Annotated in this window: 17 protein-coding genes and 1 tRNA gene; 8 read left to right on the forward strand and 10 right to left on the reverse strand. The window is 69.6% G+C overall.

Annotated elements, in window-relative coordinates; genetic code table 11:
* The first annotated feature begins 286 nt into the window (after positions 1-286).
* Together P8A20_RS19285 and P8A20_RS19290 are read left to right on the forward strand one after the other, a co-directional pair.
* Entirely contained in the window at positions 287-862 is a 576-nt protein-coding gene (locus tag P8A20_RS19285) for a SigE family RNA polymerase sigma factor (protein ID WP_147960356.1), read from the forward strand.
* Entirely contained in the window at positions 859-2355 is a 1497-nt protein-coding gene (locus P8A20_RS19290; RefSeq protein WP_147958739.1) for a hypothetical protein, read from the forward strand. Before P8A20_RS19285 ends, P8A20_RS19290 begins: the two co-directional genes overlap by 4 nt.
* Positions 2356-2689: 334 nt before the next feature.
* Here the strand turns inward: P8A20_RS19290 and P8A20_RS19295 are convergent, their stop codons facing one another.
* Positions 2690-3469, reverse strand: coding sequence for an SURF1 family protein (locus P8A20_RS19295; RefSeq protein ID WP_147958740.1), 780 nt, complete (start codon positions 3467-3469; stop codon positions 2690-2692).
* A gap of 80 nt (positions 3470-3549) precedes the next feature.
* Positions 3550-5397: a S9 family peptidase gene (locus P8A20_RS19300; RefSeq protein WP_147958741.1), complete on the reverse strand. Its 1848-nt coding sequence runs from the start codon at positions 5395-5397 to the stop codon at positions 3550-3552.
* 89 nt (positions 5398-5486) lie between these two features.
* Between P8A20_RS19300 and P8A20_RS19305 the strand changes: the two genes are divergently transcribed.
* Together P8A20_RS19305 and P8A20_RS19310 are read left to right on the forward strand one after the other, a co-directional pair.
* Positions 5487-6323 (forward strand): class I SAM-dependent methyltransferase, encoded by an 837-nt coding sequence (locus P8A20_RS19305; RefSeq protein ID WP_306103926.1) that lies wholly within the window; start codon positions 5487-5489, stop codon positions 6321-6323.
* Positions 6324-6375: 52 nt separating this feature from the next.
* The gene (locus tag P8A20_RS19310) at positions 6376-6795 is read left to right on the forward strand and encodes a nuclear transport factor 2 family protein (RefSeq protein ID WP_261988603.1); all 420 of its coding nucleotides are present in this window, start codon (positions 6376-6378) and stop codon (positions 6793-6795) included.
* A 104-nt stretch (positions 6796-6899) separates the two neighbouring features.
* On the opposite strand, the gene P8A20_RS19315 is transcribed toward P8A20_RS19310, so the two are convergent.
* Together P8A20_RS19315 and htpG are read right to left on the reverse strand one after the other, a co-directional pair.
* Positions 6900-7694: an SGNH/GDSL hydrolase family protein gene (locus P8A20_RS19315; RefSeq protein WP_147958743.1), complete on the reverse strand. Its 795-nt coding sequence runs from the start codon at positions 7692-7694 to the stop codon at positions 6900-6902.
* Positions 7695-8053: 359 nt separating this feature from the next.
* Positions 8054-9967 carry a molecular chaperone HtpG gene (htpG, locus tag P8A20_RS19320; protein WP_306103927.1) on the reverse strand — a complete coding sequence of 638 codons (1914 nt, stop codon included), beginning with the start codon at positions 9965-9967 and terminating at the stop codon, positions 8054-8056.
* A gap of 174 nt (positions 9968-10141) precedes the next feature.
* Between htpG and P8A20_RS19325 the strand changes: the two genes are divergently transcribed.
* On the forward strand, positions 10142-11347 hold the full coding sequence (locus tag P8A20_RS19325) for a damage-control phosphatase ARMT1 family protein (protein ID WP_306103928.1): 1206 nt from the start codon (positions 10142-10144) through the stop codon (positions 11345-11347).
* 10 nt (positions 11348-11357) lie between these two features.
* Here the strand turns inward: P8A20_RS19325 and P8A20_RS19330 are convergent, their stop codons facing one another.
* The gene (locus P8A20_RS19330) at positions 11358-12014 is read right to left on the reverse strand and encodes a TetR/AcrR family transcriptional regulator (RefSeq protein WP_306103929.1); all 657 of its coding nucleotides are present in this window, start codon (positions 12012-12014) and stop codon (positions 11358-11360) included.
* A 116-nt stretch (positions 12015-12130) separates the two neighbouring features.
* Here P8A20_RS19330 and P8A20_RS19335 point away from each other — a divergent pair, with 116 nt between their 5' ends.
* On the forward strand, positions 12131-12688 hold the full coding sequence (locus tag P8A20_RS19335; RefSeq protein ID WP_147958747.1) for an NAD(P)H-dependent oxidoreductase: 558 nt from the start codon (positions 12131-12133) through the stop codon (positions 12686-12688).
* 354 nt (positions 12689-13042) lie between these two features.
* On the opposite strand, the gene P8A20_RS19340 is transcribed toward P8A20_RS19335, so the two are convergent.
* A tRNA-Pro gene (locus P8A20_RS19340) sits at positions 13043-13116 on the reverse strand.
* A gap of 110 nt (positions 13117-13226) precedes the next feature.
* On the reverse strand, positions 13227-14165 hold the full coding sequence (locus tag P8A20_RS19345) for a metallophosphoesterase (RefSeq protein WP_147958783.1): 939 nt from the start codon (positions 14163-14165) through the stop codon (positions 13227-13229).
* A gap of 79 nt (positions 14166-14244) precedes the next feature.
* On the opposite strand from P8A20_RS19345, the gene P8A20_RS19350 reads away from it, so the two are divergent.
* Positions 14245-14709 carry a GatB/YqeY domain-containing protein gene (locus P8A20_RS19350; RefSeq protein WP_147958784.1) on the forward strand — a complete coding sequence of 155 codons (465 nt, stop codon included), beginning with the start codon at positions 14245-14247 and terminating at the stop codon, positions 14707-14709.
* A gap of 85 nt (positions 14710-14794) precedes the next feature.
* On the opposite strand, the gene P8A20_RS19355 is transcribed toward P8A20_RS19350, so the two are convergent.
* Positions 14795-17020: a transglycosylase domain-containing protein gene (locus P8A20_RS19355; protein WP_147958785.1), complete on the reverse strand. Its 2226-nt coding sequence runs from the start codon at positions 17018-17020 to the stop codon at positions 14795-14797.
* 398 nt (positions 17021-17418) lie between these two features.
* Between P8A20_RS19355 and P8A20_RS19360 the strand changes: the two genes are divergently transcribed.
* A complete protein-coding gene (locus tag P8A20_RS19360; RefSeq protein ID WP_187282105.1) occupies positions 17419-17784 on the forward strand; it encodes a WhiB family transcriptional regulator in 366 nt (121 codons plus the stop codon).
* A gap of 49 nt (positions 17785-17833) precedes the next feature.
* Here P8A20_RS19360 and bagB read toward each other — a convergent pair whose 3' ends face one another.
* Positions 17834-19270, reverse strand: a complete 1437-nt coding sequence (bagB, locus tag P8A20_RS19365) for an ATPase BagB (protein WP_147958787.1) — start codon at positions 19268-19270, stop codon at positions 17834-17836.
* On the reverse strand, positions 19267-20304 hold the full coding sequence (gene bagA, locus P8A20_RS19370; protein ID WP_306103930.1) for an ATPase BagA: 1038 nt from the start codon (positions 20302-20304) through the stop codon (positions 19267-19269). The genes bagB and bagA overlap by 4 nt, the downstream gene beginning before the upstream one ends.
* Positions 20305-20338: the final 34 nt, after the last annotated feature.

Raw genomic sequence — 20338 nt, forward strand, 5'->3', positions numbered from 1 at the left:
TGCCATATCCGACGATGATCTCCTGGCCCTCCGCAACCGCTGAGCGGATGCGACGCGTCTATGTCGTCACTTCTTGCATGGCTGGATGTGTTTTCGGGGCGTTCGGGGAAGAGCAGGTACGAATGAGGGCATGTCGCACAGCATCGAACGCGGTGCCGTACGCGTACAACCCTGACGGGGGGACGAGTGTCCAACTGGCGTGGCAGAGGTTCTCGACATCACAGTGGTGGGCCCGTTGCGAGGCGCTTCGGTGCGTCCGCTCCGGCGGCCCCGCGCGGCCGGCGGTATGCCGGTGATCGCGCCCATGCCCGCTGCTCGGCCCACCCGGCTGCCTTCGCAGCGCGAGGGCGCTGAGGAGGCGGTGGCGGCAGGAACGACGGTCGACCATCTCACCGAGACGTATCGCGCCCACTACCGCTCGCTGCTGGGCCTCGCGGCGCTCCTGCTGGATGACACGGCGTCCTGCGAGGACGTGGTGCAGGAGGCGTTCATCCGGGTGCACTCGGCGCGGAACCGGGTGCGCGATCCGGAGAAGACGCTGGCCTACCTCCGCCAGACCGTGGTCAACCTGTCCCGGTCCGCGCTGCGTCGGCGCATCCTCGGACTGAAGCTCCTCTCCAAGCCGATGCCCGACATGGCGAGCGCGGAGGAGGGCGCGTACGACCAGTTGGAACGGGACGCGCTGATCAAGGCGATGAAAGGGCTGCAGCGCCGTCAGCGTGAGGTGCTGGTGCTGCGCTACTTCTCGGACATGACGGAGGCCCAGGTCGCGGAGACGCTGGGGATATCGCTCGGTTCGGTGAAGGCGTACGGCTCCCGGGGTATCGCCGCTCTGCGCGTCGTGATGGAGGCGCAGGCATGAGCGGTCCCGAGCACAGGCACGACGAAGACCGGACTGGAAACGGAATTGTGAACCACGGGCCGGAGAACACCCCGAACACCGATCCGGAGCAGGACGGTGAAGGGACGCAGGACGCGCTCGACGGCGCGGAAGCCGCCTCAGGGCCCACCGCTCCAGAGGCGGGTTCGGGCGCTCGTGGGCCGGGTGCCGACCGGCCGGACGGGGGCGACCCGGGCAGGCCGGATCCGGGCAGCCCTGAGCGGGGCGCCCAGGGGCCGGACGGTCGTGATTCGGGTGCTCGTGACTCGGGCGCTCGTGACTCGGACACTGGTGCCTCGGACGTTCGTGATGCGCATCTTCGTGACTCGGCGGACGGTGACGCCGCGGTGTTCGGTGGCGGCACGCTGACCGAGCTTTTCGGCGGTGGCAGCGGGGCGGGCAAGGGCTTCGGTGCGCCCGGTGGTCCAAGTAGCCCGGGTGGTCCTGAGGAACCAGGCGACGGGGACATGGACGAGGTCACGCTGCGCCGCCTGCTGCACGGTGCCGTGCGGGATCTCGAACCCTCGGACGGCACCCTCGACCATCTGCAGCGCGCGGTGCCCGCACGTCGTACCAGGCGGCGTCAAGGAGTGGTGGGGGCGGCGGCCGCGGCACTGCTGATCGGGACCGCGGTCCCCGCCTTCGTCCATGTGGCGAACTCGAACGGGTCCGTTGCCGCCAACCCCGCCATCGCCGGCCACGGCGAGCAGGCTCAGGGAGGCAGCGGCGAGGACGTGGGCGGCGAGGAGGACGGCGGAAAGTCGGCCGGCCCCGCGAACAGCCAGAGCGAGGGTTCGGAGGGTGAGGCAGGCAACTCGGCGTCCCCCTCGCGGGGGTCCGACCCCGATGCCGGTACCGGCGGGACCACGGGCAGGGACGACCCCCCGGGCTCCGACACGGCCGTCAGCAAGGCATGCTCTCCCGACCAGCTGGGCATCGCCTCCGCCCAGGCAGGTGCGGCCGGTTCGGACGGCACGGTCTACGGGACGTTCAGGATCGCGAACGTGTCCGGCAACGCCTGCTCGGTGACCAGCAACGGCACGGTCAGCTTCCAGGCGGCGGGCGCTGCCGACCCGCAGAAGATCACGGTTGTGCAGCACACCGCGGGCGACCCCGCGGGCGGACTGCCCGACCCGTCGGCGGAGCCGGGAACCGTGTTCCTCAAGCCGACGATGACGTACGAGGTCCGCTTCGCGTGGGTGCCGTCCGCCACCTGCCCGACCACCGGCGGCTCGCCGAGCCCGACGCCCACGGACGGCGTCGGGAGTGGAAGCGGAGGCGGCAGCGAGGGCACCGGGAGCGAGGCGGGCACGACGGACGTGGCTGCGCAGTTCGGCAGCGGCGACGAGGGCCCGGCCGACGGCAGCATCGCGGTCACCCACACCCCCGAGGTGGGCGCGCCGACGGCGGAGACCACGATCGCCAACGCATGCGCGGGCACGATCTACCGCACAGGCGTACTGAACGCCTCGTAGCCCGGTCGCCCCGTAACGCTCGCAGTCCCGCACCCGGATTCGGACGTGGCCGCGGCCACGGCGACGGATGACGTGCGGGCTCACGGACGGGTCCGTGCCCACGGTTCGCGGATCGCTCAGCACGGACCGCGGATCGCTCAGCACGGATCGCGGACGGGCCCGTGCCCATGGACCAGAGGTCGCGGACGGGGCCCGGCTCACGGACCGCGGACGGGGAGCTGATACGGATACGGGAAGGGGCCCGCCAGGAACTTCGGGTTCCGGCGGGCCCCTGCCCGTATCCGCTCCGCCGATGCCGACCGGGCGTCCGCCCGGACGTGGCGCGAGGCTCAAGTCAGTCGGCGTCGGCCGCCAGCCCCAGCTGTATGTCGCGTGCCGCCTCCGCCTCACGGCGCACGAGGCGGAACCACATGAAGAGCACGAAGCCGCCGAAGACGAACCACTCGCCGGTGTAACCGAGGTTCTGGAAGGCCTTCAGGTCGAGCCCGCTGCCCTGCGCGGCTGCCGCGGGCACCGGCTTCATGCCGCCGCTCGCCCCGCCGGCGTCCGGCTCGGACAGAGTCACCCAGGCGTCGTAGACGTCGTACGGCACGAGGTTCACGAGGGATGCCGCACTGATCATGCCCAGCTGGCCCTCGGGGAGTCCGCCACTGACATCGACACCGGTGGTGCCGCTGTTCTCCGAGGCCTGCAGATCGCCGGTCACGGTGATCTCGCCGGCCGGCGCGGCGGGCACCTGGGTGCTGCCCGGGCTGCCGGCCAGCCAGCCCCGCACCACGGGCAGCGCCTTGCCGCTGTCCGTACGCAGCAGATCCAGCACGTAGAAGCCGTCACGGTCGTCGAGCTTGCGGCCGGGAACCAGGAACTGGTCGGAGTACGTACCCGTCGCCACGGCGGGGCGGCCGGAGGTCTCCGTACTCACGGGGAGCAGGTCACCGAGCGGCTTCGGGGAGCGGGTGCCGGGGTCGGGGCGCTTCTCGGCCTTCTCGTGCGACTGCACGCGGTCCTCGAAACGGCCGAGCTGCCAGGTGCCCATGAACACGCAGAACGGGATGGCCAGCACGACGAAGAGGTTGATCCCCCACCATCGCGGGGTCAGCAGGAACCGGTACACCCCTCCACGGTACGGTTCCCCGCTCCGGGCCCCCGGAGCGGGGTGCACCATTTATCCGGCCCTTACGCCGTCGTCCTCGCCTACTTGGTGTCCTTCCCCCGGCCCTCGGCCGGCGCCTGCCCGAGGTGGCGCAGCGCGAAGTCCAGCTCCAGCCGCACCTGCTTGATCCGCTCCTCCACGACGAGCGAGCCGTGTCCCGCGTCGTAGCGGTACACCTCGTGGACGGCGTCCCGGGCGGCGAGGCGGTTCACGTAGTTCTCCACCTGACGGATGGGGCAGCGCGGGTCGTTGACGCCGGCTGAGATGTAGACCGGGGCCCGCACCGCGTCCACGTAGGTCAGTGGGGACGAGGCCTCGAAGCGCTCGGGCACCTCCTCCGGGGTACCGCCCAGCAATGTGCGGTCCATCGCCTTCAGCGCTTCCATCTCGTCGTGATAGGCGGTGACGTAGTCGGCGACCGGCACGGCTGCCAGCCCGAGGGCCCAGGCATCCGGCTGCGTACCGAGTCCGAGCAGTGTCAGGTACCCACCCCACGAGCCACCGGCCAGCACGAGCCGCTCCGCGTCAGACAGTCCGGACTTCACCGCCCACTCGCGCACGGCCGCGATGTCCTCCAGCTCGATCAGACCGACCCGGTGCTTGAGCGCGTCGGTCCAGGCGCGGCCGTATCCCGTCGAGCCGCGGTAGTTGACCCGCACGACGGCGAAGCCGTGGTCCACCCAGGCGGCGGGACCCGAAGCGAACGCGTCGCTGTCGTGCCAGGTGGGCCCACCGTGTATCTCGAAGACCGTGGGGAACGGTCCGTCGCCGGCCGGGGACTGCACCAGGGCGTGGATGCGGCCTCCGGGGCCGTCCACCCAGGCGTCCCGGACCGGCACCGATGCCGGAGCCTTGGCGCCCGGCGGGTCGAGCACGACGGAGCCGGTCGTGGAGCGCACGGCGGGCGGCTGCGCGGCCGACGACCACAGGTACTCCACCGTGCCGTCGGGACGGGCCGTGGCGCCCGACACCGTGCCGGACGGGGTCTCGACCCGGACCAGCCCCGCGGCGCCCGGCTCGTAGCGCCAGAGCTCGCTGCGGGCCTCGAAACCGTGCTCGATCAGAAGCGCGGATCCGTCCGGATACCACTCCGCTCCCGCGTCACCGGGCAGGTCGACCGGCAGGTCCGTCTGCGTCCCCGCCACCGGATCCCAGATCATCGGCTCCCACCGGCCGCGCCGCTGGTGCCCGACCAGCAGCCGGGTGTCGCCCGCCACCGGGGCGAAGCCCAGCACCGACAGGCCGAGCTCCTTCGTGCCGCCCTCGGTGTCGTCGAGCTCGGCGACCGTGGAGCCGTCGGGGCGGACCACACGCAGCGCGGAGTGCATCGCGTCGCCGTGCTCGGTGTGTTCCAGGACGATCAGCGTCCCGTCGTGGGAGAGGTCGCCGACCCCGGCCGACTCACGGTGCCGGTAGATCTCGACCGGTTCCGCCCCCGGGGGCACCAGGTGAACGGTCGTGCCGTCCTCGTCGGTCGAGCGGCCCACCACGGCCGTGCCGTCACGGCCGATCGCGAGGCCGGCCGGATAGGACGGCTCCAGGCCGGGCGTGGCCGGCTCGTCCGGGCCCCCCTCGAAGGGCTGCCGCTTCCACACGCCGAACTCGTCGCCGTCGGTGTCGGCGAACCACCAGACGGTCCGGCCGTCCGGCGTCAGGACCCCGTCGGTCGTGCCGTTGGGCCGGTCGGTGACCTGCCGCTGCTTCCCGGTCGCCCTGTCCCAGGCGTACAGCTCGTACGTACCGGTGGCGTTGGAGACGAAGAGCGCGCGGTCGGGAGCGTCCTCGGCCCAGTCGGGCAGGGACACCCGCGCGGCGCGGAAGCGCTGCTCCCACTGCGGCGGCTCCTGCTCCCGCTCCGGTACGGACGCGTCGTTCTGTGTGTCGCTCATGCCCCCATCCAACCCGATGTGGCCACAACGCCGTGCGGTCTGTGGATAACTGTTCGCACGCACCCCCAGCCTGTGGGTAACTTTCCCGCATGTACGCACGGACGCCCGACGACTGGCACGAGATCAACCGCGCGCGCTGGGACGAGCGCGTGCCCATCCACGCGGCCGCCGACTTCTACGGTCTGGACGCCTTCCTGGCGGGCCGGGACGCCCTGCGTGACTTCGAACTGGCGGAGGTCGGTGACGTGACCGGCCGGACACTCCTGCACCTCCAGTGCCACATCGGCCTGGACACCCTGTCCTGGGCCCGCCACGGAGCGGCCCGTGTCGTGGGCCTCGACTTCTCCGAGCCGGCCGTCGGGACCGCCCGTGGCCTGGCCCGCTCGCTCGAGCTGCCACCGGAGCGCGCCGCCTTCGTCGCAGCCGACGTGTACGACGCGGCCCAGGCGGTTCCGGACTCCGCGTACGACATCGTCTACACCGGGCTCGGAGCGCTGAACTGGCTCCCCGACATCACGCGTTGGGCGGAGGTCGCCGCTTCGGTGGTGGCACCCGGAGGATTCCTCTACCTCGCCGAGTTCCATCCGCTCACCGACTGCCTGGACGACGAGACCGGCTCGAAGGTCACGTACGACTACTTCAGCCGGGAGGCCTGGGTGGACGATTCGCCCGGCACCTATGCCGACCGCGACGCCGTGACCGTCCACAACCGCAGTGTCGAGTGGCAGCACCCGGTGGGCGAGGTGGTCTCGGCGCTGGCAGCGGCGGGGCTCCGGATCGAGTTCCTGCACGAGCACGACGCTTCGCTCTTCCCGCGGTACCAGGTGCTGGAGCGGGGAGAGGACGGGTACCACCGGTTCCCGCCGGACCGTCCGCGCATCCCGATGATGTACTCGGTCAAGGCATCGCGGCCGGTCAGGGGCTGACCGGTGCCCGGTGCCACCGCCGATGTCAGTGGCGGGCGCCACACTCGGTGGCATGACTGTGATGAGCGGCGGCAAGGGCGTGGCGTGGGTGGCGGCTCAGGTGCGGGCCGCCGTGGAGGCGTACTGGGCCGCGGCCGGTGCCCGGGACTGGAGCGCCTTCGCCGCAACCCTCGCCGACGACATGGTGTACGACTTGCCGCAGAGCCGTGAGCGCATCCTCGGCAAGGAGCGCTACGTCCGGTTCAACCGTGAGTACCCGGGGGGCCGGCAGGTGCGGATCGAGCGGATCGTGGCCGACGGGGAAGGGCGTCAGGCCGCCGCCAGGACGCTGGTCACCCTCGGCCCGGAGGAGATGCACGCCATCCACTTCTTCACGTTCGACGAGGACGGCAGGATCGCCGGAGTCACGGACTTCTGGCCCGAAGCCTACGAACCTCCAGCAGGCCGTGAGCACCTGGTCGAGCGGTACTGAGCCCGGAGACGTGCGGGGGAGGGCGGCCCGCCCGTCGTGCGGCGGCACCACCGGCCCGACCGGTGGTGCCGCCGTGTGCGCCGGGCGAGCCGGCTCCACGCGCGTTACGCCGCAGAGCGGAAGGCCGGCAGATAGCCGTTCGACTGTCCGATCGCCTTGGGGTGGTAGGAGTTGGTGACCGGGATGGACACGCTGTGGATCCACGCGTCACCCGAGCAGAGCTCGTGCCCGGTGAACTCGTCCACGACGCTGGAGAACGTGAACCCCGAGTCGGCCGCCCGCTTGGCCAGCACCCCGTTGAGCACGTCCGAGGCGTTGTTGATCGCTCCGCGTTCGGTCTCGGTGAGGCCGGCGATGCAGGTACCCGACAGCTTGTAGAAGCGGGGGTAGCCGAGCACCACCACATGGGCCTGCGGAGCCCGCGAACGGATGCCCGCGTAGAGGGAGTCGAGCTTGGCCGGCAGCGTGTTCTGGACCGCGGAGACCGCCGTGTTCACCCGGCTCACACAGGTCGCCTCGCTCTGCAGGACGCATGTCTGCATGACGTCCGCGAACCCGACGTCGTTGCCTCCCGCCGTGACGCTGACGAGCGTGGTCGACGAACTGAGCGCGCCCAGCTGGCCACTGGACACGGAGGTCGTCGTCGCGCCCGAGCAGGCGACGAACGCGAAGGACGACGGGGCGTTCGCGTTCTTCCAGAGGTAGGGGTAGGCGTTGGTGCTGCGCTTGCAGTCGCCGCTCTCCGACGTGTAGCTCCCGGCGCCCACTCCGGAGGAGTAGGAGTCACCGAGAGCGACGTAGTTCTCGCCGGCGGCGGATGCCGGTTGTGCGACGCCGAGCGCGGCCACGGCGGCGATCGCGAGGGTGAAGACGGACGCCCGGAAGGTTCGTACTGACATGGCTGCCAGCCCTTCGAAATGTGGGGGACGAGTGGGGAGTTCGTGGGGCGAGCACGTTTTTAGCAGCTTCCGGTACCCGGCGGTAATGGCCGCGCGGAAAGTCGTCTGATATGCCCGAAGGATCGTTCGGTAGTCGATGCTCCGCGCGTAGATAAACCTCCAACAGGCCCTCAAAACGGTGAAGTTACGGGGCGCCGAGGCGCACGGTGCGACTCCTCTGCGTCACTTTGGGGGGAGGGCCATCTGTTCGAATGTTCGAGCGTCGCGCGTGCTCGTCCCGCCTTCACACCTCCTGACGCCACATACGACCGCGGCCGCCAGGAAGCCTGGCGGCCGCGGTGCGTGGAGGGCGGGAGGCGTCAGAGCGTGCGCTCCAGGCGGTCCGCCATCAGCCTGCTGAAGCGCGAGGGGTCACTCAGCTCGCCGCCGTCGGAGAGCAGCGCCAGCCCGTGGACGAGCTCGGCCGTCTCGGCGAGTTCGGTTCCGGCGCCCTCCTCGTCACTCCGCTCGGTGTACGCCTTCTTCAGTCCACTGATGAGCGCGTGCGAGGGGTTGAGTTCGAGGATGCGCTTGATGTGCGGCACCTCCTGGCCCATGGCGCGGTACATGTTCTCCAGGGCCGGAGTGACATCGTGCGTGTCCGAGACGATGCAGGCGGGCGAGACGGTGAGCCGCGAGGAGAGACGCACCTCCTTCACGGTGTCACCGAGCTGCTCCGTCATCCAGGTCAGCAGGCCGGCGTAGTCCTGCTGCTGCTTCTCGCGCTCGGCCTCGACCTCCTTCTTCTCCTCGTCGGTGTCCAGGTCGACCTCGCCCTTGGAGATGGACTGGAGAGGCTTGCCGTCGAACTCGGGGACGGACTGGACCCAGACCTCGTCGACGGGGTCGGTCAGCAGGAGGACCTCGAAGCCCTTGGCGCGGAAGGCCTCCATGTGGGGAGAGCTCTCCATGGCCGCGCGCGACTCGCCCGTCATGTAGTAGATCTGCTCCTGGCCCTCCTTCATCCGCTCGACGTAGGAGCGCAGGGTGGTCAGCCCCTCCTCGTCCTGGGTCGAGGCGAACGAGGAGATCTCCAGGATCGCGTCACGGTTCTCGAAGTCCTGGAACAGGCCTTCCTTGAGGACGCGGCCGAACTCCTTCCAGAACGTGCCGTACTTCTCGGGGGTGCTGGACCTCATGTCCTTCAACGTCGAGAGCACCTTCTTGACCAGGCGGCGCCGCATCATCTCGATCTGGCGGTCCTGCTGCAGGATCTCGCGCGACACATTGAGCGAGAGGTCCTGGGCGTCGACCACGCCCTTCACGAAGCGGAGATACGTCGGCATGAGCGCTTCGCAGTCATCCATGATGAATACGCGCTTCACATAGAGCTGCACTCCACGCTTGTGGTCCTGCATGAACAGGTCCTGCGGTGCATGGGACGGCAGGAACAGCAATGCCTGGTATTCGAACGTCCCCTCCGCCTGCATGCGGATGGTTTCGAGCGGGTCGGTCCAGTCGTGACTGATGTGCTTGTACAGCTCGCTGTACTCCTCATCGGTCACGGAGTCCTTCGACCGGGCCCACAGGGCCTTCATCGAGTTGACCGTCTCGGTCCCGGGCTCCTCGCCCTCCTCGCCCCCCGCCGCCGCCATGCGGATGGGCCAGGTGATGAAGTCGGAGTACCGCTTGACGATCTCCCGGATCTTCCAGGGCGAGGTGTAGTCGAAGAGCTTGTCCTCGGTGTCCTCGGGCTTGAGCCGCAGCGTGACCGAGGTGCCCTGCGGCGCGTCGTCGACGGACTCGACGGTGTAGGTGCCCTCACCGCTGGACTGCCAGCGCGTACCGGTGTCCTCGCCCGCTCGCCGGGTCAGCAGGGTGACCTCGTCGGCGACCATGAAGCTCGAATAGAAACCGACACCGAACTGTCCGATGAGCTCCTCGGAAGCGGTGGCGTCCTTGGCTTCCTTCAGTTCCTGGAGGAATTTCGCGGTACCGGAATTGGCGATCGTCCCGATCAGCTGCACGACCTCGTCGTGCGACATTCCGATGCCGTTGTCGCGCACGGTCAGCGTGCGCTTCTCCTGGTCGGCCTCGATGGCGATGTGGAGGTCGGACGAGTCCGCCTGGAGCGAGTCGTCACGCAGAGTCTCAAGTCGCAGCTTGTCCAACGCGTCAGAAGAATTGGAAATGAGCTCACGCAGGAATACATCCTTGTTCGAGTAAATCGAATGGATCATCATCTGCAGGAGCTGGCGCGCTTCTACCTGAAACTCGAATGTCTCGGCCGGCATGGGTGCGGGGTCCCTTTCCTGGGGTAAGTCATCTGAGTCGCTGTATATCGTAGCCAGGGCCCGGGCCGTTCATGTGCCGGTTCCCTCGGGGCCGTTGACCGACCGGTGACCCGCGCCGGACGGACACGCGCACCACCGCACGATGCACGGCCTCCCACCAGGCAGACTGGGCGGATGGGCGATACGCGAGCGGCTTCCGGGACCGGGCAGGGCCCCGGCCTTCCCCCTGTGATCACGTGCCGGGAGCCGGGCAGCTTCGCCCGGGGCGTCATGGCCGAGCGCCACCCGGCGCTGATCGAGCAGGTGCGCGAGGCCTTTCCGTACGGCCCTCAGCAGCTCCGGGCCCTGGACGCCCTGCTGCACGAGATCGCCCACGGTGTCGTCGAGCCACTCGGTCACGGGAGCCCTGACCGCGACCTCTGGCTGGAGTGGGGGCGTGAGCACATCGGACGCCCGTGGTTCGACGCCCCGTTCCTCTGGGCCGAGAGCTACTTCTACCGAAGGCTCCTGGACGCGGTCGGCTACTTCGGTGAGGGGCCGTGGCAGGGCATCGACCCCTTCGCCCCGTTCAAGCGTGCCGAACTGAGCGGTGACACGGTCGAGGAGGAGCTCCGGGCCCTGGACGACCTCGCCGTCGTGACCGCAGCCGAGAGGGCGTCGGCGCTTCTGGATGCCTCGCTCTGGGGAAACCGGGCCGACCTGGGCTTCCGCGGACCGGCGGGTGCGGGCGAACCGGCGAGTGGAACCGCTTCCGGTCTGGTCGCCGACGACAGGGCTGTGCTGTGGGGGATCCTGCCGCCGGGGGCCCGTGGCACCGTCGCGGTGATCGCCGACAACACCGGGCGGGAGCTGATCCCCGACCTCGTCCTGGTCGACCATCTGCTCCTGCACGGTCACGCGGACCGGGTGGTGCTCCATGTGAAACCCGGCCCGTACTTCGTCTCCGACGCGATGACGGCCGATGTCGTCGACTGCGTGCGAAGGCTGGGCCAGGCCCCGGGGGAGGCGGGCGTCATCGGCGGACGTATCCGGGAGGCCATGGGTGCCGGCCGGCTCGACCTGCGTGCCCACGCCTTCTTCTGCGCCCCGTTTCCGTACGAACGGATGCCCGACGACCTCCGGGCGGAGCTCGGATCGGGATCGCTGACGATCCTGAAGGGCGACCTCAACTACCGGCGCCTGGTGGGCGACCGCCTGTGGCCCGGGACCACGTCGTTCGCGGACCTCACCGCCTACTTCCCCGGGCCCGTAGCCGCGCTGCGGACCCTGAAGTCCGATGTCGTCGTGGGGCTGGACCCGGGGGTCCTGGAGGGCCTGGAGCGGTCCGGCCGCGCGTGGCGTACCAGCGGCACGCACGCCCTGGTGCAGGTGCGGCCCTGAGGCGCCACCGTCAGCGTTCCACCCCGTACCGGGTGAGAAGGTCGTGCCAGCCACGCTCCAGCCGCTCGACCGGCATGCCGCCTTCGCACGTCAGGTGGTGGACGAGGGGAGCGTCGATCGACCCCAGCAGGGTGTGCGCGAGCAGATCCGGCTCACCGGCGGCGTGCGCCTGGCCCAGCAGCAGGGCGACATGGCTGAGCCTCAGCCGCTGCGCGGGGACGGTGTAGGTGCGCAGAGGATCGGTGCGGGAGGCCAGGATCAGCTCGTGGTGATCGCGTTCATGGCGCATCACGGCGGGGCCGAAGGCGTGCAGCCTCTCGGCTGCCGGGGCGTCCGGACCCATGGGGGGCGGCCCTGAGAGGAAGGCCGCCTGCAGCAGGGCCTCGCGGTGGTCGAGCAGGGCGATGAGCAGGCCGGTGCGGTCCTTGAAGCGCCGGAAGACGGTGCCCTTGCCCACCCCGGCGGCCGCGGCCACCGACTCCATGGTCAGGTCCGCCGCCCCGCAGTCGGCCAGGAGGCGGGAGGCGGCGTCCAGCAGGAGCGCTCGATTGCGGGCCGCGTCCGCCCGCAGTATCTCCGGGCCGTCGTCGGCGGCGGCGAGTGTGAGACTCGTTCGCGCCTCGCCGGGGTCGGGCGGCCCGGGCAGCGGGGGAAAAGGAGCGGTCATGGCTTCAGGGTAGCCCCGTACGGCCATAAGTGGACCACGGTCCGCTTAGGTGGTACAACTTTAAACGGACCGTGGTCCGCCACTTCTGCAGTCTCCGTCTCCCGGGAGCTTCCCCCATGTCTGTACGCATCCTCGCCCTCGTCGGCAGCCTCCGCGCCGGCTCTCACAACCGTCAGCTCGCAGAGGCCGCCGTCAAGCACGCACCCGAGGGTGTCGAGGTCGAGCTGTACGAGGGCCTCGCCGAGCTCCCGTTCTACAACGAGGACCTCGACGTCGAGGGCAGCGTCCCGGCTGCTGCCGCCGAGCTGCGCGCCGTGGCCGGCCGGTCCGACGCGTTCCTGCTGTTCTCGCCGGAGTACAACGGCACCATGCCGGCCGTGCTGAAGAACGCCATCGACTGGCTGTCCCGCCCGTACGGCGCCGGCGCGCTCACCGCCAAGCCGGTCGCCGTGGTCGGCACCGCCTTCGGCCAGTTCGGTGGCGTGTGGGCCCAGGACGACGCCCGTAAGGCGGCAGGCATCGCCGGCGGAGCCGTCCTCGCGGACGTCAAGCTCTCCATCCCCGGCTCCGTGACCCGCTTCGCCGAGCTCCACCCGGCGGACGACGCCGAGGTCGTCACCTCGCTGACCGAGGTGCTCCGCCAGGTCGTCGAGGGCACCACGGTGGCCGCCTGACCGACCACCGGTGGCGGTGCGTCCATGCCGCAGTGCCGCCAGGTGCTTGTGTGAGCCCGGCCCCTCTTCCCGAAGAGGGGTCGGGCTCACACGCGTTCATGGAGGGGGCTGGACGCGACTCACTGCCGGCAATGGATGAGGCGGGCGATTCTGCGCGGCGGGACGGCGCCCAACCGGTGGCTGGTGGAGAACGAGCTCGCCGAGCGGCTCGGTGGACTCGGGCCGGCATGCGTCAGGGCGGCGGTGACCGAACCGGAGCCGGAGCCTGGGATCGGCTCCCAAGACGCCCCCCGGAAACCACTCAGGGGCCTGATCCACTAAGTGAATCAGGCCCCTGACCTGGTGTTTCAGCTGTCGGGGTGGCGGGATTTGAACCCACGACCTCTTCGTCCCGAACGAAGCGCGCTGCCAAGCTGCGCTACACCCCGATGCCCACCGGTCTCCCGGCGACATCGATAACTTTAACCCACCCGCGCCCGGAGGCGAAATCCGGTTTAGTGCCGGGGCCGAGGCCCCGGCACGACGCGGGGCGGAGGGCTCAGTCCCGCGGCGTCAGCGTCAGCAGGGTCGCCTCGGGCGGGCAGGCGAAGCGGACCGGGGTGTAGCGGTTCGTGCCGCAGCCGGCAGAGACGTGGAGGTAGGAGCGTTGTTCGCCGACCGTGTGCCCGGAGAGGCCCTTCACCCGGTCGGTGTCCAGGTCGCAGTTGGTGACCAGTGCGCCGTAGAAGGGGATGCAGAGCTGTCCGCCGTGGGTGTGACCGGCCAGGATCAGCGGGTAACCGTCCGCGGTGAAGGCGTCCAGGGAGCGCAGGTACGGCGCGTGGACCACGCCGATCGACAGGTCCGCGCCCGTCTCGGGTCCACCGGCGACCTCGGCGTAGCGGTCCCGCTTGATGTGGGGGTCGTCCAGGCCCGTGAAGGCGATCTCGAGCCCGTCGGCCTTGAGCCGTCCCCGGGTGTTGGAGAGGTTGAGCCAGCCGGCCTCGTCGAAGGCGTCCCGCATCGGCTCCCACGGGTTGTGGACGACGTCGACGGCCGGGGCGTTCCCGTTGAGCCCGTGCTTGCCCTGGGTCTTCTCCAGGAGGTACCGGACCGGGTTCCGGAGCTTCGGCCCGTAGTAGTCGTTCGAACCGAAGACGTAGACCCCGGGGAACTCCATCAGCGGGCCGAGCGCGTCGAGCAGCTCCGGCACCGCTTCCGGGTCGGAGAGGTTGTCGCCCGTGTTCACCACGAAGTCCGGGCGCAGGCCTGCCAGCGACTGCAGCCAGGCGCGCTTCTTGCGCTGGCCGCTCACCATGTGGATGTCGGAGACCTGGAGCACGCGCAACGGGCGGGCCCCGTGCGGGAGTACAGGGATCGTGATCCGGCGGAGGCGGAACGAGCGTGCCTCGAATCCGGCCGCATACACGAGGCCGGCGGCGCCGACCGCTGCGCCGACTGCCGTGACTTTCAGGGGTACTCCGTAGCGTGCGCGCATGGGCCCATCGTCGCAGAAACGGGGCGGTGGGACGAAAACAGGAGGGCGGCAGGTGCCCCGTACCTGTCACAATCTCCACATGACCACGCTCAAGTCCAAGCTCAAGGAAGACCTCACCACGGCCATGAAGGCGCGTGACGAGCTCACCTCGTCCACCCTCCGGCTCACCCTGACCGCGATCACCAAGGAAGAGGTCAGCGGCAAGACGTCGCGTGAGCTCTCCGACGACGAGGTCCAGAAGGTGATCGCCAAGGAGGCGAAGAAGCGCCGCGAGGCGGCCGAGGCCTTCGCGCAGGGCGGCCGGACGGAGCAGGCCGAGCGTGAGCGGGCGGAGGGCGAACTGCTGGACGCGTACCTGCCCAAGCAGCTGACCGACGACGAGCTCGACGTGATCGTCGCGCAGGCCGTCCAGGAGGCGAAGGGCGCGGGTGCCGAGGGGCCGCGGGCCATGGGTGCCGTCATGAAGATCGTCAACCCGAAGGTGGCCGGCCTCGCCGACGGCGGCCGGGTCGCCGCCACGGTGAAGAGGCTGCTCGCCGGCTGAGGGGCCGCACACGTGAATGAGGAGGGGCGCCCCCGGTCCGGGGGCGCCCCTCCTCATTCATGACGTGGTCGTGCGACCCGGACGATCAGGGGCCGTTGCGGCCGTTCCGGCCGCCGTCGTTCCCGCCGATGAAGCCGGGCGGGATGGTGATGCCCCCGATGGAGTCGTCCTCGGAGTCGTCGTTGCCACCGCCGTTGTTGTCGCCGCGGCCCTTGTCCTTGTCCTTCTCCTTCTCCTTGGCGCGCGGCACCGAGATCGGGTTGAAGGACGGGGTCTCCGAGGCGCTCAGCGCGCCGGTCATCGCCGTCTTCCAGATCGGACCGGGGAGACAGCCGCCACAGACCTTGTCGTAGTACTGGCCACCGATGGTGATGTTGTACATCGGCACCTTCTTGCCGACGTCCGCACCCACCCACACGGCTGTGGACAGGTTCGGCGTGTAGCCGACGAACCAGGCGTCCACGCGGTCGTTGGTGGTACCGGTCTTGCCCGCGTTGTCGCGGTCCATCAGACCCGCCTGGGTGCCGGTTCCGTCCTCCACGACGCCCTTGAGCATCTGGTTGATGGTGTCGGCCGTCTTCTCGCTCATCGCCCGTGAGCACGAGGACTTGGGCACGTCGACCTTCTTGCCGTTCGCGTCCTTGATGGCCTCGATCGCGATCGGCGTGCAGAACGTGCCGCGGTTGGCGAACGCCGCGTACGTGGAGGCCATGCCGAGCGGGGTGCTCTCCGTGCCGCCCAGGGTGATCGAAGGGTGGCTGTCCGAGAGGGGCTTGCCGTCACCGCGCTCGTAGCCGAGCTTCTTCGCCATGGTGACCGTCTCGCAGAGTCCGGCCTGCTGCTCCAGCTTGGCGAAGTAGGTGTTGATCGACTTGCCGAGCGCGCTCGTCATGTCGAAGGCGCCCTTCTCGGACTCCAACTCGTTCTGGAGGTCCCAGTTCCCGCTCCCGACGGGCGATCCCGCGCAGTTGCGGTAGGAGTTCATCGGCACCGAGATCTTCCAGTCGGAGCTGTAGCTCTGCGCCGGGTTGATCCCCTTCTCCAGTGCCGCTGCGGCCGTGATCGGCTTGAAGGTCGAACCGACCTGGAAGCCGTAGGTGCTGCCGCCCAGCTTGTTGCTGACGGCGAGGTTCAGCACCGTCTCGTGCTGTGTCTGGTCGAGACCGTACGGGCGGGACTGGCCCATCGAGAGGATCTTGCCGGTGCCGGGCTCGACCTGGACCACCGACGCGGCGACCTTGTCGTCCTTGTTGACCTTCGAGGTGGCCGCCTCGTTGGCCGCCTCCTGGGCGCGCGGCGACAAGGTGGTCCTGATGGTCAGACCGCCGAGGTTCCACAGCTTGGTCCGGTCCTCCGCGGTCTTCCCGAAGGCGGTGTCGGACAGGATGGTCTTGCGGACGTAGTCGCAGAAGAACCCGGCGCCGCTGACGGCCGTGATGCAGCCGTTCTTCGGCTTGCTGACCTTCAGCTTGATGGGGGCGGTGATGGCCTTGTCGGCCTCGCCCTGGGAGATGCTGCCGACGGCGGCCATGCGGGTCAGCACGGTGTTACGGCGCTTGGTCGCCTCCTCCGCGTCGTTGACCGGGTCGTAGCGGGTCGGCGACTGCACGAGGCCGGCCAGCATGGCGGCCTCCTCCAGCTTCAGGTCCTTGGCGTGCTTGGAGAAGTAGCGTTGGGACGCCGCCTCGACGCCGTAGGCCTGCTGCCCGAAGAAGGTGATGTTGAGGTAGTTCTCCAGGATCTTCTTCTTGCCGAGCTCTTCCTCGACCTGGATCGCGTACTTCAGCTCCCGGACCTTGCGGCCTATGGTCTGCTGGGTGGCTTCGGCGACCTTCTCCGGGTCGTCGCCCGCCTCCTCGACGAAGACGTTCTTCACGTACTGCTGGGTGAGAGTCGAGGCACCCTGCGCGGCGCCGCCCTCCTGGACGTTGCGGTTCATCGCGCGCAGGATGCCCTTGAGGTCGATCGCGCCGTGCTCGTAGAAGCGCGAGTCCTCGATCGCGACGATCGCGTCCTGCATGTACGGCGAGATGTTCTTGAGCGGGACGACGGTGCGGTCACGCGAGTACACCGTGGCGATCGCGCCGCCCTCGTTGTCCAGGATCGTGGTCCGCTGGCTCAGCGGCGGAGTCTTCAGGTTGGAGGGGATCTCGTCGAATCCCTCCACCGTCCCCTTGGCCGCGAGCCCGAGTGCGCCGGCGGCAGGCAGTGCGATGCCCGCCAGCACAGCTCCGGAGAGCGCGGCGACACCGAGGAACTTGGCGGCCTGCTGGGTCGTCGTCAGACCCCCGCCTGAGCGCTTCTTTGGCATGGGGGCAGCCTACGTTCTCATTCGCCGGACACAGGTATAGGCCTTGGCCTAAGCTCCTCTCAACTGTCACAGCAGTCCGATTGTGCATCAACCCCCCTGCATGCCTCTCAATGGAATTCAGCCACACGTCGAGGCGCTCCCGAATTCGCCTCATCCGTCATTGAATGTCCGTTGCGGCTTGGGGTTTCTGTCCCGATTCCGTCGGGATGATCACGCATGTCCCTGCGTCACTCCTCTGGGTGATCTGCCGCGTACGCATAGTCCGTTCGGGCCATTCAAGATTGGGCCCGAAGGGGGTGTTGTGCTGTCGCCACCTTCCGTAACGTCCTCAACTGGCAGCGGTGAATATGCCGCTACCGCCGTGGGGGAGCCTCGATTCGGGAGAGGACGGCGCCGGCATGGGCTGGGTAACCGACTGGAGTGCGCAGGCAGCCTGCCGCACTACCGATCCGGATGAATTGTTCGTACAAGGGGCAGCGCAGAACAGGGCCAAGGCGGTGTGCACCGGATGTCCGGTGCGTACCGAGTGCCTGGCCGACGCGCTGGACAATCGCGTCGAGTTCGGCGTGTGGGGCGGGATGACGGAGCGGGAACGCCGTGCGCTGCTGCGCCGGCGGCCCACCGTGACGTCCTGGCGTCGCCTGCTGGAGACCGCGCGAAGTGAGTACGAGCGGTCCACGGGCATGCTGCCCGCAGCGGTGGGTCTGGACGACGACACCTTGCACGACGACGAACTGCACGAGAGGTTCGCCGCCGTGGGGTGATGCCTCGTGGGCAGCCCGTGGGGGATGCCCTGGAGTGGTCCGGGGCAGCTCAGGCCGGAGCGGAACCGGTCGCAAGCAGTTCCCCGACGGCCCTGAGGCCTGAGAGGTCGTGCACGTCACCGGGCAGTGCGGCCACCTCGGTCACGGGGACCTCGGGGTGGTGCGCGGTGAAACGGTCGCGCGTGTGCAGTTCACGCGCCACGACCTGCATGCGCTCGGCGTGCAGTCGGAGCAGACCTGCGGTCAGCTGCTCGACGGACACTTCCGTGGACACGTCGTCCGTGACGGGGGTGTCCTGCCTGTCCGCTTCCGTCTGCGCGAGTGGCACGGAAGGGTCAGTCGACTTCCGGCCAGGGCTGTGCGGCTCGGGGCTGCGCGACGTCCGGTCGTGCGAGGGCGGCTCCTGCTGTGGCGGCTCGTGCGGTGCGGGATCGTTGCTGCGCTCGGGGGAGGGCGGCGACTGCGGGGCTTCGGGAGAGGTGGCGGCAGCCGGGTCCGCCGGGTCACCAAGGCCAGCCTTCCCGGTGGCCTGATCCACAATGCCGACGGCTTCAAGATTTTCCGCTGCCGTCAGCGCCTGCTCCTCGGAGAGCCGCGAGGCATCGCTGCCGTGCACCCGGTTGAGGACCAGGCCGGCCAGCGGCATCTTCTCGGCGGCCAGCCGCTCCACGAAGTACGCAGCCTCGCGCAGCGCGTCCCGTTCAGGTGTCGCCACCACGAGGAACGCCGTGCCGGGCGCCTGCAGCAGCTTGTACGTGGCGTCGGCCCGGGTGCGGAAGCCGCCGAACATGGAGTCCATGGCCGCGACGAAGGTCTGCACGTCGCGCAGGAACTGACCGCCGAGCAGCTTCCCGAGCGTCCCCGTCATCATCGACATGCCGACGTTGAGGAACTTCATCCCGGCCCGTCCGCCGATCTTCGCGGGGGCGATCAGCAGCCGGATGAACTTCCCGTCCAGGAAGGAGCCGAGACGTTTCGGCGCGTCCAGGAAGTCCAGCGCGGAGCGGGACGGAGGAGTGTCGACGACGATCAGGTCCCACTCGTCGCGGGCCCGCAGCTGCCCGAGCTTCTCCATCGCCATGTACTCCTGCGTGCCCGCGAACCCGGCCGACAAGGACTGGTAGAAGGGGTTCTCCAGGATCGCGCGGGCCCGCTCGGCATCCGTGTGCGCCTCGACGGTCTCGTCGAAGGTGCGCTTCATGTCGAGCATCATGGCGTGCAGCTCGCCGTCGCCCTCGATCCCCTCGACCCGGCGCGGGACGTTGTCCAGCCGGTCGATGCCCATCGACTGGGCGAGCCGGCGGGCCGGGTCGATGGTGAGGACGACGACCTTGCGGCCCCGCTCGGCCGCCCGCACACCGAGTGCGGCCGCGGTCGTGGTCTTGCCCACCCCACCGGATCCGCAGCACACGACGATGCGGATCCCGGGGTCGTCCAGGAGCGCGTCCGTCTCCAGCCCCGGGCTGACGTCCGTGATCCGCGTCATGACCCCACCACCCCTCGTCCGGAGCCGCGTCGTTTCCCGCCCCGGGGCGTCTGCCCCGCCGCGTCCGCGGTCTCGTCGCCCACGCCCTGTTTGCGGAACTCCTCCGCCAGCTCGTTCAGCGCAGCCGGAGTCACTCCCTCGCTGATCAGGGGGAGCTCGGCCAGGGGCCGCCCGAGCCCCGTCAGCACCGCGCGCTGCTCGCGCTCCAGGCCGACCCGCTGGGCGTGCTCGGCGGCCTGCTCGACCAGCGGCCGGACCAGCGCCGCGGAACCCTTCACCCCGGCCCGGGTGAGCGTCTTCGCGATCTCCTTGCGGCGGCCCCCCGAGGCGGTTCGCAGCGCGTCCTCGTCCAGCAGGTGGGGCCGGACCATGTTCACCACGACCCGGCCCACGGGCAGTTCGGCGGCCCTCAGTTCGGCGATGCCGTCGGCGGTCTCCTGGACCGGCATCTCCTCCAGGAGTGTCACCAGGTGGACCGCGGTCTCGGGGGACTTGAGGACCCGCATCACGGCCTGCGCCTGATTGTGTATCGGGCCGATCCGGGCCAGTCCGGCCACCTCGTCGTTCACGTTGAGGAAGCGGGTGATGCGGCCGGTGGGGGGCGCGTCCATGATCACGTGGTCGTAGACGAACCTGCCCTGCTTGTCCTTGCGGCGCACGGCCTCGCACGCCTTGCCGGTGAGCAGGACGTCCCGGACGCCCGGGGCGATGGTGGTCGCGAAGTCGATCGCGCCGAGCTTCTTCAGCGCCCGGCCCGCGCTGCCCAGCTTGTAGAACATCTGGAGGTAGTCCAGGAGGGCGCGCTCGGCGTCGATCGCCAGAGCGTGGACCTCGCCGCCGCCGGGTGCCACGGCGATCCGGCGTTCCTCGTAGGGGAGGGCATCGGACTCGAAGAGCTGGGCGATGCCCTGTCTGCCCTCGACCTCGACGAGGAGCGTGCGCCTGCCCTCGGTCGCGAGGGCGAGCGCGAGTGCGGCGGCGACCGTGGTCTTACCGGTCCCGCCCTTGCCGCTGACGACCTGGAACCTGCTCACGTCTTCGAGCCTAACCAGTCGGCAGGCAGGCTAC

This window comes from Streptomyces sp. Alt3, assembly GCF_030719215.1.
Taxonomy (GTDB): Bacteria; Actinomycetota; Actinomycetes; order Streptomycetales; family Streptomycetaceae; genus Streptomyces; species Streptomyces glycanivorans.

Bases quoted from the DNA above. Each gene is read 5' to 3' on its own strand.
- P8A20_RS19345 (WP_147958783.1), bottom strand. From the start codon at position 14,165: ATGCGCGCACGCTACGGAGTACCCCTGAAAGTCACGGCAGTCGGCGCA.
- P8A20_RS19350 (WP_147958784.1), top strand. From the start codon at position 14,245: ATGACCACGCTCAAGTCCAAGCTCAAGGAAGACCTCACCACGGCCATG.
- bagB (WP_147958787.1), bottom strand. From the start codon at position 19,270: ATGACGCGGATCACGGACGTCAGCCCGGGGCTGGAGACGGACGCGCTC.
- P8A20_RS19325 (WP_306103928.1), top strand. From the start codon at position 10,142: ATGGGCGATACGCGAGCGGCTTCCGGGACCGGGCAGGGCCCCGGCCTT.
- P8A20_RS19335 (WP_147958747.1), top strand. From the start codon at position 12,131: ATGTCTGTACGCATCCTCGCCCTCGTCGGCAGCCTCCGCGCCGGCTCT.
- P8A20_RS19305 (WP_306103926.1), top strand. From the start codon at position 5,487: ATGTACGCACGGACGCCCGACGACTGGCACGAGATCAACCGCGCGCGC.
- P8A20_RS19300 (WP_147958741.1), bottom strand. From the start codon at position 5,397: ATGAGCGACACACAGAACGACGCGTCCGTACCGGAGCGGGAGCAGGAG.
- htpG (WP_306103927.1), bottom strand. From the start codon at position 9,967: ATGCCGGCCGAGACATTCGAGTTTCAGGTAGAAGCGCGCCAGCTCCTG.
- P8A20_RS19285 (WP_147960356.1), top strand. From the start codon at position 287: ATGCCGGTGATCGCGCCCATGCCCGCTGCTCGGCCCACCCGGCTGCCT.
- P8A20_RS19355 (WP_147958785.1), bottom strand. From the start codon at position 17,020: ATGCCAAAGAAGCGCTCAGGCGGGGGTCTGACGACGACCCAGCAGGCC.
- P8A20_RS19360 (WP_187282105.1), top strand. From the start codon at position 17,419: ATGGGCTGGGTAACCGACTGGAGTGCGCAGGCAGCCTGCCGCACTACC.
- P8A20_RS19330 (WP_306103929.1), bottom strand. From the start codon at position 12,014: ATGACCGCTCCTTTTCCCCCGCTGCCCGGGCCGCCCGACCCCGGCGAG.
- P8A20_RS19290 (WP_147958739.1), top strand. From the start codon at position 859: ATGAGCGGTCCCGAGCACAGGCACGACGAAGACCGGACTGGAAACGGA.
- P8A20_RS19310 (WP_261988603.1), top strand. From the start codon at position 6,376: ATGACTGTGATGAGCGGCGGCAAGGGCGTGGCGTGGGTGGCGGCTCAG.
- P8A20_RS19315 (WP_147958743.1), bottom strand. From the start codon at position 7,694: ATGTCAGTACGAACCTTCCGGGCGTCCGTCTTCACCCTCGCGATCGCC.